This is a genomic window from Pseudomonas sp. RIT-PI-AD (genome assembly GCF_025642785.1).
GTDB lineage: Bacteria > Pseudomonadota > Gammaproteobacteria > Pseudomonadales > Pseudomonadaceae > Pseudomonas_T.
Window position 1 is genome coordinate 19,042 of record NZ_JANZKU010000006.1, and the last position, 12,339, is coordinate 31,380.

10 protein-coding genes are annotated in these 12,339 nt (G+C 66.5%); 9 read left to right on the plus strand and 1 reads right to left on the minus strand.

Annotation, left to right across the window (positions count from 1 at the left end; all coding sequences use genetic code 11):
* Window positions 1–208: 208 nt before the first annotated feature.
* Window positions 209–2,062: an ExeM/NucH family extracellular endonuclease gene (locus OGL92_RS07085; protein ID WP_263142155.1), complete on the plus strand. Its 1,854-nt coding sequence runs from the start codon at window positions 209–211 to the stop codon at window positions 2,060–2,062.
* Window positions 2,063–2,198: 136 nt separating this feature from the next.
* On the opposite strand, the gene OGL92_RS07090 is transcribed toward OGL92_RS07085, so the two are convergent.
* Window positions 2,199–3,782 (minus strand): peptide chain release factor 3, encoded by a 1,584-nt coding sequence (locus OGL92_RS07090; RefSeq protein ID WP_263142157.1) that lies wholly within the window; start codon window positions 3,780–3,782, stop codon window positions 2,199–2,201.
* 320 nt (window positions 3,783–4,102) lie between these two features.
* On the opposite strand from OGL92_RS07090, the gene OGL92_RS07095 reads away from it, so the two are divergent.
* The 8 genes from OGL92_RS07095 (at window position 4,103) to OGL92_RS07130 (ending at window position 12,327) form a co-directional block, all read left to right on the plus strand.
* Window positions 4,103–4,822, plus strand: a complete 720-nt coding sequence (locus tag OGL92_RS07095) for an ABC transporter permease (protein ID WP_263142159.1) — start codon at window positions 4,103–4,105, stop codon at window positions 4,820–4,822.
* A gap of 9 nt (window positions 4,823–4,831) precedes the next feature.
* On the plus strand, window positions 4,832–5,740 hold the full coding sequence (locus tag OGL92_RS07100) for a glycine betaine ABC transporter substrate-binding protein (protein ID WP_263142161.1): 909 nt from the start codon (window positions 4,832–4,834) through the stop codon (window positions 5,738–5,740).
* Window position 5,741: 1 nt separating this feature from the next.
* Complete coding sequence (locus OGL92_RS07105; RefSeq protein ID WP_263142163.1) at window positions 5,742–6,398, plus strand: ABC transporter permease; 657 nt, start codon at window positions 5,742–5,744, stop codon at window positions 6,396–6,398.
* Between the two features lie 10 nt (window positions 6,399–6,408).
* The gene (locus tag OGL92_RS07110; RefSeq protein WP_263142168.1) at window positions 6,409–7,572 is read left to right on the plus strand and encodes an ABC transporter ATP-binding protein; all 1,164 of its coding nucleotides are present in this window, start codon (window positions 6,409–6,411) and stop codon (window positions 7,570–7,572) included.
* A gap of 133 nt (window positions 7,573–7,705) precedes the next feature.
* A complete protein-coding gene (gene zapE, locus OGL92_RS07115; protein WP_263142172.1) occupies window positions 7,706–8,779 on the plus strand; it encodes a cell division protein ZapE in 1,074 nt (357 codons plus the stop codon).
* A gap of 112 nt (window positions 8,780–8,891) precedes the next feature.
* Window positions 8,892–9,644, plus strand: coding sequence for a sulfite exporter TauE/SafE family protein (locus tag OGL92_RS07120; RefSeq protein WP_263142173.1), 753 nt, complete (start codon window positions 8,892–8,894; stop codon window positions 9,642–9,644).
* Between the two features lie 34 nt (window positions 9,645–9,678).
* The gene (locus OGL92_RS07125; protein WP_263142174.1) at window positions 9,679–11,205 is read left to right on the plus strand and encodes a 4-hydroxyphenylacetate 3-hydroxylase N-terminal domain-containing protein; all 1,527 of its coding nucleotides are present in this window, start codon (window positions 9,679–9,681) and stop codon (window positions 11,203–11,205) included.
* 72 nt (window positions 11,206–11,277) lie between these two features.
* Complete coding sequence (locus tag OGL92_RS07130; protein ID WP_263142176.1) at window positions 11,278–12,327, plus strand: aromatic ring-hydroxylating dioxygenase subunit alpha; 1,050 nt, start codon at window positions 11,278–11,280, stop codon at window positions 12,325–12,327.
* Window positions 12,328–12,339: the final 12 nt, after the last annotated feature.

Here is a 12,339-nt window from a genome sequence, read left to right on the forward strand (position 1 = left end):
GTCCGGCGCGCGCGGCGGGTCTGTCATCAACCTGTCAACTGCGCCGGTTAAACCGGTTCCCCGTGAGTTTGCCTGCACGAGCGCAGCGGTTTCGCCGCGCGCCTCGTCGAAGACTGCCGTCGCCTCCCGGCGTTGTCCCGCGCATCTCCCACCTTCGCATCCACAGGCCCCGGAGCGCCTCGCGCTCCGGTCGAGACAGGAGAGTCCGATGACCTGTACCTACCGTCGTTTCCGTTTTTCCGCTGCCGCTTCGTCCGCCGTCGCCCTGTTCGGTGCCGCCACGCTGTTCACCTTGCAAACCCTGGCCGCGCCGCTGGCCACGCCGGCCGCCGACGCGGGGCTGCGGGCCATCCATGAAGTCCAGGGCAGCGGTCCCAGCAGCCCCCTGCTGGGGCAGAGCGTCACCGTCGAAGGCATCGTGGTGGGCGACTACCAGGGCGCAGGCGGGCTCAAGGGGTTCTTCCTCCAGCAGAGCGACGACAGCGTGGATAAGGACCCGCTGACCTCCGAGGGCCTGTTCGTCTACGACGGCGGCTCCGGCACGGCGGTGAAGGCGGGCGATCGCGTGCGGGTGGCCGGCGTGGTGCGCGAATACAACGGGCTGACCGAGCTGGTGGCGCCGCTGCGGGTGACCCTGCTCGGCAGCGGCGCGCCGCTGCCCAAGGCGGTCACCCTGCGCCTGCCGCTGGCGGCCGGCGCCGACCTGGAGCGCTACGAGGGCATGCGCGTGCGTCTGCCCCAGGCGCTGACCGTGAGTGAGGTATACGACCTCGGCCGTTACGGCGAAGTGTTGTTGTCCTCGGCGCGGCTGATGATACCGACCGAAGTGGCGGCGCCCGGCGCGCCGGCGCAGAAGTTGCAGGCCCGCAACGATCGCGACCGCATCCTCCTCGACGACGGCCGCAGCCAGCAGAACCCGGATCCGATCCGCTATCCGGCGCCGGAGTTGAGCGCTTTCTCCAGCTTGCGCGTCGGCGACCGGGTCACCGGCGTGGAAGGCGTGCTCGACCAGTCCAGCGAGGGCTACCGGGTGCAACCGGGCGCCACCCCGCGCATCGAGGCGGTCAACCCCCGGCCGGCCCAGCCGCAGGTGGAGGGGCGTCTGCGGGTGGCCAGTTTCAACGTGCTCAATTACTTCAACGGCGATGGGCGCGGGGCCGGTTTCCCCACCGCCCGCGGCGCCAGTACCGCCGAAGAATTCCAGCGCCAGCGCGCCAAGGTGCTGGCAGCGATCCTCGCCTCGCGCGCGGCGATCGTCGGCCTGATGGAAATCGAGAACGACGGCTACGGGGCGGACAGCGCCATCGCCGACCTGGTCAAAGGCCTGAATGCCGGTGCGGCGCGCGGCGAACGCTACGCCTTCGTCGACCCGGGGGTGGCCAAGCTGGGTGGCGACGCCATCGCCGTCGGCCTGGTGTATCGCAGCGACCTGGTGCAGCCGGTGAAGGCGGCGGCGATTCTCGACGCACGCGTCGATCCGCGTTTCGACGACAGCAAGAATCGGCCGAGCCTGGCGCAGAGCTTCCGCGAGCTGGACAGCGGCGAAGTGCTCACCCTGGCGATCAACCACCTGAAGTCGAAAGGCTCGGCCTGCGATGGCGATCCGGACACCGGTGACGGCCAGGGCAATTGCAACCTGACCCGCGCCCGCGCCGCCCAGGCCCTGGTGGACTGGTTGGGCCGCGACCCCACCGCCTCCGGCGACCCGGATTACCTGATCCTCGGCGATCTCAACGCCTACACCCAGGAGGACCCGGTGAGCCAGATCCGCGCCGCCGGCTACGCCGACCTGGCGTCCCGTTTCGTCGGCGTGGGCAAGGCCTATTCCTTCGTGTTCGGCGGCCAGTCCGGCGCCCTCGACCATGCCCTGGCCAGCGCCAGCCTGCTCGGCCAGGTCAGCGGTGCCGCGGAATGGCACATCAACGCCGACGAGCCGCGAGTGCTGGACTACAACCTGGAGTTCAAGACGGCGCGCCAGCGGGACACGCTGTACAACGCCGATCCGTTCCGCGCGTCGGACCACGATCCCCTGGTGGTGGGGCTGGACCTCGCGCGGCCCTGAGGCCGCGCCGCCCGAGAGTCGCGCAGCGGCCCTGGTCCCTCGCCCGCCCGGGCGGCTCTTCCGGCGCGCGAGCCCGGGCGCCGGCTCGAAACGAAACCGCCGGGACGGGTCCCGGCGGTTTTTCTTCGTGCGTCGATCAGTGGTGTTCGCGGGTGGCGCGGAATTTCACTTCGGGCCAGCGCTCTTCCATCAACGACAGGTTGACCCGGGTCGGCGCTAGGTAGGTGAGGTGCCCGCCGCCGTCGATCGCCAGGTTCTCGTGGGCCTTGGCCTTGAAGTCTTCCAGCTTCTTCTTGTCGTCGCACTCGATCCAGCGCGCCGACCAGACGGTGATCGCCTCGTAGGCGCACTCGACCTTGTATTCCTCCTTCAGCCGGCTGGCCACCACGTCGAACTGCAGCACACCCACCGCGCCGAGGATGATGTCGTTGTTGCGCTCGGGGAAGAACACCTGGGTCGCGCCTTCCTCGGCCAGTTCCTGCAGGCCCTGGCGCAACTGCTTGGATTTCAGCGGGTCCTTCAGGCGCACGCGGCGGAACAGTTCCGGGGCGAAGTGAGGGATGCCGGTGAAGGACAGGGCCTCGCCCTCGCTGAAGGTGTCGCCGATCTGGATGGTGCCGTGGTTGTGCAGGCCGATGATGTCGCCGGCGTAGGCTTCTTCGAGCATTTCCCGCTCGGAGGAGAAGAAGGTCAGCGCGTCGGCGATCCGCAGGTCTTTCTTGATCCGCACGTGGCGCAGCTTCATGCCCTGTTCGTACTTGCCCGAGCAGATGCGCATGAAGGCGATGCGATCGCGGTGCTTGGGGTCCATGTTCGCCTGGATCTTGAACACGAAGCCGCTGAATTTCTCCTCGACCGGTTCCACGCTGCGTTCGTTGGCGACCCGCGCCAGCGGCTTCGGCGCCCAGTCGACGACGGCGTCCAGCACGTGATCGACGCCGAAGTTGCCCAGCGCGGTACCGAAGAACACCGGGGTCAGCTTGCCGTCGAGGAATTCCTGCCGGTCGAAGACGTGGCAGGCGCCCTGCACCAGTTCCAGTTGCTCGACGAAGCGTGCGTACTCGTCGCCCAGGTGGGCGCGGGCTTCGTCGGAGTCGAGCTTCTCGATGATCTTCACCGCGGTGCGTTCGTGGCCGTGGCCCGGGGTGTAAACGATGATGTAGTCGTCGGCCAGGTGGTACACGCCCTTGAAGTCGCGGTAGCAGCCGATCGGCCAGGTGATGGGCGCGGCCTTGATCTTCAGCACCGCCTCGATCTCGTCGAGCAGCTCGATGGGATCGCGGATGTCGCGGTCGAGCTTGTTGATGAAGCTGACGATGGGCGTGTCGCGCAGCCGGCAGACATCCATCAGGGCGATGGTGCGGGGTTCGACGCCCTTGCCGCCGTCGAGCACCATCAGCGCCGAGTCCACCGCGGTCAGGGTGCGGTAGGTGTCTTCCGAGAAGTCTTCGTGGCCGGGGGTGTCGAGCAGGTTGATCATGTGCTCGCGGTAGGGGAACTGCATCACCGAGGTGGTGATGGAGATGCCGCGCTGCTTCTCCATTTCCATCCAGTCCGAGGTCGCGTGGCGGTCGGACTTGCGCGATTTCACCGTGCCCGCCACGGCGATGGCCTTGCCCATCAGCAACAGCTTTTCGGTGATGGTGGTCTTGCCCGCATCGGGGTGGGAAATGATGGCGAACGTGCGGCGTTTCGCGACTTCGGCGGCCTGGTTGGTCATGGGGGTCCTGCTGGAATGGCGATCCGGAAAAAGCCGGCGATTATAGCCCAAGGTGCCCGCCGAATGAGCGCCGATCCGGCCGATGGCGGCACGCGCGGCTGGCCTTTGGCCTGCTTTTGCGGGAACCTTGGTCGCCGTGGAGACGTCCACACCCCTGTGCCATCGTATCGCCAGGGACGGTTTCACACCGCTGGTCGGCATGCCGATGCCGCGCTCATGATCCGCCTCCGCCACGCCTGTTCGGCCGGCGCGCGGGTCGTTCATTCGCGAACGCCGTGCCCCTCGGGGTCGGCTTCGCCGCTGTACGAAGGGAGTCCACCATGGCCCAACGCTATGGCAAGGGCCTGCTCGCGACGCTGGCCGTCGCCGTGCTTCTGGCCCTGCTGATCCACTGGATAGGTCCGCCTGTCATCCGTCACTACCGCGCCGACCTGCTGTTCTACCTGCAAGCGCATCTGTTCCTGGTCCTGGTGTCCATGCTCGCGGCGCTGCTCGTCGGCCTGCCCGCCGGCATCCTGCTCAGCCGGCCGCGCATGGCCGGGCGCGCCGAACGCTTCATGCAGGCGTTCAACGTCGGCAACACCGTGCCGCCCCTGGCGGTGCTGGCCATCGCCCTGGGTATCGTCGGCATCGGCAACGGGCCGGCGCTGCTCGCGTTGTTCCTCACCTCGTTGCTGCCCATCGTGCGCAACACCTACGAGGGGCTGAAGAACGTACCGGCCGCCCTCAAGGAAGCCGCCACCGGCATCGGCATGACTCCGGCGCAGACGCTGCTGCGGGTGGAGTTGCCCAATGCGGTGCCGATCATCGTCGGCGGGGTACGGGTGGCGCTGGCGATCAACGTCGGCACCGCGCCCCTGGCGTTCCTCATCGGCGCGAACAGCCTGGGCAGCCTGATCTTCCCCGCCATCGCCCTGGACAACCAACCGCAACTGCTGCTCGGCGCGTCCTGCACCGCCTTGCTGGCGCTGTCCCTCGATGCCCTGGTGCTGCTGTTCAGCCGCTGCTGGCTGGAACGCGGGCTGGCCCCGGCCCGCTAAGGAGAGACCGTGAAATCGATTCGAATACTACTGGGCATTCTCGCCCTGGCGGCCTGCGCCGTGGCCGGCGCGGCCGACAAGGGCACGATCCGCATCGGCGCCAAGGTCTTCACCGAACAGGCGATCCTCGCCCAGCTCACCGCGCAATACCTGCGCGGGCATGGCTACGACGCGCGGATCACCGGCAACCTCGGCAGCACCATCGCCTGGAACGCGGTGCGCACCGCGCAACTCGACCTGATGTGGGAGTACACCGGGACCTCGCTGGTGGCCTACAACCACGTCAGCGAGAAGCTCGACCGGCAGGCTTCCTACCAACGGGTCAAGCAACTGGATGGGGAAAAGGGCCTGGTCTGGCTGACGCCGAGCCGGTTCAGCACCACCTATGCCCTGGCCCTGCCGGAGCAGGTCGTCGCCGAATACCCGCAGATCGACAGCATCAGCGACCTGGCGAAGGCCCTCGAGGCGTCCTCGGACGGCAACCACCTGCTGGCCCTGGACATCGAGTTCGCCAATCGCTCAGACGGCCTCGCCGGCCTGGCGCAAACCTACGGCCTGCACCTATCCCGCGACGAAGTACGGCAAATGGACCCGGGGCTGGTCTATACCGCGCTGCGCAACGGCCAGGTGTTCGCCGGCCTGGTGTACACCACCGACGGCCGCCTGGAGGCCTTCAAGCTGAAATTGCTGGAGGACGACCGCCGCTATTTTCCCGACTACACCGCGGCGCCGGTGGCCAACCGGGCCTACCTGGATGCCCACCCCGAGCTCGAAGCCCTGTTGGCGCCCCTGGCCCAGGGCCTGGACGACGACACCATGCGTCGCCTCAACGCGCGGGTGGACGTCGGCCATGAGCCGGCCTCGGCGGTGGCGGCGGATTACCTGAAGCGGCAGGGCTTGCTGGCGGGAGGGCACTGACATGGATTTCATGAGCGCCTTCACCCACCTGAACTGGCTGAACATCCTCCACCTCACCGGGCAGCACGTCCTGCTGGTGGGCGTCGCCGTCGGGCTGGCGATCCTCTTCGGCGTGCCCCTGGGCATCCTGATGACCCGTTTCCGCTGGCTCGCCGGGCCCTTGCAGGGCGTTGCCACGGTGCTGCTGACGGTCCCGTCGATCGCCCTGTTCGGTCTGCTGATGCCGTTCTACTCGCGTTTCGGCCAGGGCCTGGGGCCGCTGCCGGCGATTACCGCGGTGTTCCTCTATTCGCTGTTGCCGATCCTGCGCAACACCTACCTGGCGCTGAGCAGCGTCGAACCGGGCATCCGCGAGGCCGGCAGCGGCATCGGCATGACCTTCTGGCAGCGCCTGCGGATGGTCGACCTGCCCCTCGCGGTGCCGGTGATCCTCGCCGGCGTGCGCACCGCGGTGGTGATGAACATCGGCGTGATGACCATCGCCGCGACCATCGGCGCCGGCGGCCTCGGCGTGCTCATCCTCACCTCCATCAGCCGCAGCGACATGGCCACGCTGATCGTCGGCGCCCTGCTGGTCAGCCTGCTGGCCATCGTCGCCGACCTGTGGCTGCAGTGGCTGCAACGCGTTCTCACGCCGCGCGGCCTGCGCATTCCCTAAGGATTCCCCGATGATCGAACTCGACAGACTGAGCAAGACCTTCAAGCAGAACGGCAAGGACGTGACCGCCGTGGACGCCGTGAGCCTGACCGTGGAGGAGGGGCAGATCTGCGTCTTCCTCGGTCCCTCCGGCTGCGGCAAGACCACCACGCTGAAGATGATCAACCGGCTCATCCAGCCCACCTCGGGACGCGTGCTGATCAACGGCGAGGACACCGCCGACCTCGACGAGGTGACCCTGCGGCGGCGCATCGGCTACGTGATCCAGCAGATCGGCCTGTTCCCCAACATGACCATCGAGGAAAACATCACCGTGGTGCCGAAGCTGCTCGGCTGGGACAAGAAGCGGTGCCGCGAGCGCGCCACCGAGCTGATGAGCATGGTCCAGCTCGATCCCAAGCAATACCTGTCGCGCTACCCGCGCGAGCTGTCCGGCGGCCAGCAGCAGCGCATCGGGGTGATCCGCGCACTGGCGGCCGACGCGCCGCTGCTGCTGATGGACGAGCCCTTCGGCGCGGTCGACCCGATCAACCGCGACGCCATCCAGAACGAGTTCTTCCAGATGCAGCGCGCGCTGAACAAGACGGTGATCATGGTCAGCCACGACATCGACGAGGCGCTGAAGCTGGGCGACAAGATCGCGGTGTTCCGCGGCGGGCGGCTGGTCCAGTTCGACCATCCCGACACGCTGCTGGCGCACCCGGCGGACGACTTCGTCAGCCAGTTCGTCGGCCAGGACAGCACGCTGAAGCGGCTGTTGCTGATCCGCGCCGAGGACGCCGCCGACAACGCGCCCTCCATCGCCCCGGAGACGCCGGTGGAGCAGGCCCTGGACGCCCTGGAGGATCAGGACCGGCGCTACATCGTGGTCACCGATGGCGACAACAAGGCGCTCGGCTACGTGCGCCGCCGCGACCTGCGCAAGCAGGACGGCACCTGCGCGCGTTTCCTCCAGGAATTCCGCGTCACCTCGGCCCACGACGAGAATTTGCGCATCCTGCTGTCGCGCATGTACGAGTTCAACAGTTCCTGGTTGCCGGTGCTCAGCCCGGAAGGCACTTTCCTCGGCGAGGTGACCCAGGAATCCATCGCCGACTACCTCAGCTCCGGCCGTTCGCGGGGCAAGGGCGGCATCGTCTCGCCGGCGCAGCCGAGCCCGGCGCCGGCGGCCTGAGCCAGTGCGGCGGCCAGGGCCGTCGCCCTGGCGCTCGCGCGACGCCGCGATGTCCCTGCGCCGATCACGGGATTCCCCTGGCGGCCATTAGCCCCTAGGATGTGCGCCGCAGGCCTCCAAGGAACGAATGCCTATGAATATTCCCGCCCCGGGCGCGGCCGTCAGCGCCGCGATGCAACACAACGCCGCCAGCCGCGGCTACACCCTGGACACCTTCCAGCGCGCAGCCATCGACCGGCTGGCGGTGCTGACCGACGAACTGCTCGGCGCCCGGCGCGCGCGCGGGGCGCCGCGAAGCCTCTATCTGTGGGGGCCGGTGGGGCGCGGCAAGAGCTTCCTGCTGGACGGCTTCTTCGACGCCATCCCCCTGAGGCAGAAGCGCCGGGTGCACTTCCACGCATTCTTCCGCGAACTCCACCAGCGCATGTTCGAGCAGGCCGACACCGGCCGCGCCATGGAGGCGGCCCTGGAGCTGATGCTCGGGGACTGCCGCCTGCTTTGCTTCGACGAGTTCCACCTGCACGACATCGGCGACGCCATGCTCATCAGCCGTCTGTTCAAGGCCATTTTCGAGCGGCAGGTGGTCTTGCTCACCACCTCCAACTATCCGCCCGACGGCCTGCTGCCCAACCCGCTCTTCCACGAGCGCTTCCTGCCGACCATTGCCCTGATCAAGGAGCGCATGGACATCCTGTCCATCGCCGGCGACGTCGATTACCGTGGCCTGGACGACGCCGAACCGGACCCTTTCCACGCCGGCGCCTACCTGTGCCCGGGCAGCGACGAGCAGCGCCGCAAGCTGGGGTTGCCCAGGCGTCCGGGCACGGCGCAGGACCTGAAGGTCGGCAATCGGCTGTTGCGGGTGCTGAGCGTGGAGGACAAAACCCTGCAGTTTTCCTTCAAGCACCTCTGCGAGGGGCCCACCGCGACCATGGATTACCTGGCGCTGGTCGCCACCTACGACCGCTGGATACTCGAAGATTTACCGAGAATCTCCAGCGCGTCCTCGGCGGCCCAGCAGCGCTTCATCAACTTGATCGACGTGCTCTACGACAGGCGTTGCCAGTTGTTCCTGATCAGCGCGCTGCCCTTGGAGCAGGCGCTGAACCATGCCGAAGTTGCCGATATATCCCGGACACGAAGCCGGTTGTCGCAATTACGACAAATACATGTCAGCGAAAACTTGCTTGCCGCATCGGATTCCTGAGCGTATATACGACCTTCGTATATTTGTAATGCGCTGGATATCTCATACAGTGATCCGGCGTGTGAAGCAGGCCAAGTAAGGCCTGATATTAATAAGAACGGACTCGACAGTAATGAACGAAGTATTCGCTTTTGGCCTGTCCGGCTACGCAGTCGTTTTCGCCACGCTGCTGTTCGCCTACGTCATTTTCGGTATCGCCGGCTTCGGCACCGCGCTCGTCGCCAGCCCCGTCCTCGCCCTCTACGTACCCCTCGCCAAGATCGTTCCGCTGCTGGCGTTGATGGACATGTGCGCGGCCCTGGTCAACGTCAGTCGCGACGGGCGCAAGGCCGACTGGCGCGAATTGCGCCGATTGGTGCCGCTGATGATCCTCGGCAGCCTGGTCGGCGCCGCCATCCTGCTCAAGACCCGCCCCGAGAGCCTGTTGCTGGCCCTGGGGCTGTTCGTCACCGGCTACGCCCTCTACTCGCTCAGCGGGCTTCGTCCGAATCGCCGCTTCTCCGCCGCGACTTCGGTTCCGTTCGGCTCCATAGGCGGTATTTTCAGCGCATTGTTCGGCAGCGGCGGATTCATCTACGCCATCTATCTCAGCGGCCGCATCCAGGACAAGGAGTCGATGCGCATCACCCAGACCACCCTCATCGGCCTCAGTACCCTGACCCGCGTGGTGCTCTTCGCCCTGGCGGGGGTGTACCTGGACAGCGGCCTCCTGTGGCTGGCGCTGTTCCTCGCGCCGGGCATGTTGCTGGGCATCGCGCTGGGGCGCCGGATCACGCTGAACATGTCCCGTGAGCAATTCCTCAAGGTGATCAACGTGGTGGTCCTGGGCTCGGGCGTGATGGTGTTGGTGCGTTATTTCTCCTGATCCACCCGTAACTACAATAAAGCAGGGATGATTTATGAACGACTTACCTCGCAATGAGATGATGACCGGCCGTGAATACCTGGAAAGTTTGAACGACGGACGCGAAGTTTATATTTATGGCGAGCGCGTGGCGGACGTCACTTCTCATCCCGCATTGCGTAATAGTGCGTATTCGGTATCGCGGTTATATGACGCGTTGCACGCGCCCGAGACTCAGGAGCTGATGACCTGCGTGGACCCCGACGGTTATCGCACTCACCGTTATTTCACTCCGGCGCGCTCGGCCGATGACTTGCTCAAGGCCCGCGACGCCATCGCCCACTGGTCGCGCCTGTCCTATGGCTTCATGGGCCGCACGCCCGACTACAAGGCCGGCTTCACCGCCACCTTGCGTTCCGACCCGAACCTCTACGCGCCTTACCACGACAACGCGATGTCCTGGTACCAGAAGAGTGCGCGCAAGGTGCTGTTCCTCAACCACGTGCTGGTCAACCCGCCGGTGGGCAAGGCCCGGCAGATCGCCGACATGCGCGACATCTACCTGCACGTGGAGAAGGAGACCGACGCCGGGATCATCGTGCGCGGCGTGAAGATGGTGGCCACCAGCGCGGCCCTGTCCAACGCCACCTTCGTCGCGCAGAACAGCGCCACCCACTACCAGGCCGGCGCCGAGGAAGACTTCGCCCTGTGCTTCATCCTGCCGATGAACGCACCCAACCTGAAGATCATGTGCCGCCGCTCCTTTGAAGCGTCCGCCCTGAGCCCCTTCGATCACCCGCTGTCGAGCCGCTTCGACGAGAACGATTCGGTGCTGATCTTCGACGGCGTGCTGGTGCCCTGGGAAAACGTGCTGATCTACCGCGACATCGAGCGCGCCCGCAGCTTCTATGCGGCCTCGGGCTTCCTCAACCGCTATCCGTTGCAGTCGGGCACCCGCCTGGCGGTGAAGATGGACTTCATCTGCGGCCTGTTGGCCAAGGTGCTCGAGTCCAACGGCTCGGCCGAATTCCGCGGGATCCGCACGCGCCTGGCGGACATCGTCGCGCTGCGCAACCTGATGTGGTCGCTGACCGAGAACCTCTGCCTGGACCCGCAGGTGCGCGGCGACGGCTCGGTGGTGCCGCGCCTCGAGGCGGCCGCCACCGTGCGTTATTTCGGCACGCAGATGATGAGTCAGCTCAAACCGGTGTTCAACACCATCCTCGGCGGCTCGCCGATCATGCAGGTGGCCAGCTGGCTGGACATGGAAAACCCCGAAGTCCGCCCGCTGATCGACTGCTATTACCAGGGCACCGACCAGAGCGCGGTGGACCGCATGAAGCTGATCAAGCTGCTCTGGGATGCCCTCGGCAGCGAGTTCGCCGGCCGTCACGAACTCTACGAGCACAACTACGCCGGTAACAACGAGCAGGTACGCCTGGACATGCTGCGCCATTGCGAGAGCGCCGGGGTACTGGCGCAGTGCACCGGCCTGGTGGACCAGTGCCTGGCCGACTACGACCTGCAGGGCTGGGCGAATCCGGGCTGGCGCTTCGAGCCGGGCCAATCGGAAACCCGCTGACGACGTCATCCCCGCAAGAGGACGGCGAACCCGCCGTCCCGTTGCCCTTTGCCTGAAGAATGGGAGAGACCGATGTTATACAACGGTGAATGGAATCGTGACGCGCTCGACTACCGGGCGTTGGTCAATCAGTGGCACGTCGTGGCCTCCAGCGAGGAGGTCGAACCCACTCAGCCCAAGGCGGTCCGCTTGCTGGGCGAGGACCTGGTGCTCTGGCGCGATGGCCAGGGCCGCATCCAGGCCTGGAAGGACTACTGCGGTCACCGCGGCGCGCGGCTGTCGCTCGGCTGCGTGAAGAAGGGCGAGATCGAATGCCCCTACCACGGCTGGCGCTACGACGCCGAGGGCGAGTGCACCCTGGTGCCGGCGCATCCCGATCGCGCCCGGCCTTCGTCGAAGCGGTTGATCTTCAAGCACTACGCCGAAGAGCGCTACGGGCTGATCTGGGTCAGCCTGGAGGCGCCGCAGCGGCCGATCCCGCACTTGCCGCAATGGGACGACGGCAGCTATCGCAAGGTGCACGCGGGGCCCTACCGCTACAAGGCGAATGCCCTGCGCGCCCTGGAAAACTTCATCGACGCCTCGCACTTCCCCTTCGTCCACGCCAACCTCAACGGCCTGCCGGACGCCCCCGAGCCGCTGCCGAAATACCGGGTCGAGGAGAACGAGCGCGGCCTGCATTCCTCGGAAATCTGCGTGTTCCAGCCCTACGGCGATCACCGCGGCATTCCGGTCAACGCGCGCTACACCTACTCGGTGCTGAACCCCACCACCGCCTACTTCAAGAAGAAGACCGGCGAGACCGAGCGCTTCTGCACCTTCTTCAATGCCACCCCGGTGGACGAAGCCGAATGCGTGATCTGGCTGATCGTGGCGATCAACTTCGGTCCGGAGCTGACCCTGGAGCAGATTCTGTCGCGGCAGAACCTGGTGTTCGAGCAGGACCGGCACATCGTCGAATCCCAGCGCCCGGCGCGCCTGCCCCTCGATCCCAAGGCGGAAATGCACGTGAGCAGCGACCGCATGGGCTTCGAGTACCGCCGCTGGTTGCGCACCCTGGGCGAGGAACGGCAGCGCCAGGACCTGGCCGGCCTCGATTCGATCCGCACGCTATCCCTGTAGCCAGGAAGGTAA

Excerpts from the sequence above, each read along its gene's own strand:
- OGL92_RS07085 (WP_263142155.1), top strand. The coding sequence starts at position 209 with ATGACCTGTACCTACCGTCGTTTCCGTTTTTCCGCTGCCGCTTCGTCC.
- OGL92_RS07090 (WP_263142157.1), bottom strand. The coding sequence starts at position 3,782 with ATGACCAACCAGGCCGCCGAAGTCGCGAAACGCCGCACGTTCGCCATC.
- OGL92_RS07095 (WP_263142159.1), top strand. The coding sequence starts at position 4,103 with ATGGCCCAACGCTATGGCAAGGGCCTGCTCGCGACGCTGGCCGTCGCC.
- OGL92_RS07105 (WP_263142163.1), top strand. The coding sequence starts at position 5,742 with ATGGATTTCATGAGCGCCTTCACCCACCTGAACTGGCTGAACATCCTC.
- OGL92_RS07110 (WP_263142168.1), top strand. The coding sequence starts at position 6,409 with ATGATCGAACTCGACAGACTGAGCAAGACCTTCAAGCAGAACGGCAAG.
- zapE (WP_263142172.1), top strand. The coding sequence starts at position 7,706 with ATGAATATTCCCGCCCCGGGCGCGGCCGTCAGCGCCGCGATGCAACAC.
- OGL92_RS07120 (WP_263142173.1), top strand. The coding sequence starts at position 8,892 with ATGAACGAAGTATTCGCTTTTGGCCTGTCCGGCTACGCAGTCGTTTTC.
- OGL92_RS07125 (WP_263142174.1), top strand. The coding sequence starts at position 9,679 with ATGAACGACTTACCTCGCAATGAGATGATGACCGGCCGTGAATACCTG.
- OGL92_RS07130 (WP_263142176.1), top strand. The coding sequence starts at position 11,278 with ATGTTATACAACGGTGAATGGAATCGTGACGCGCTCGACTACCGGGCG.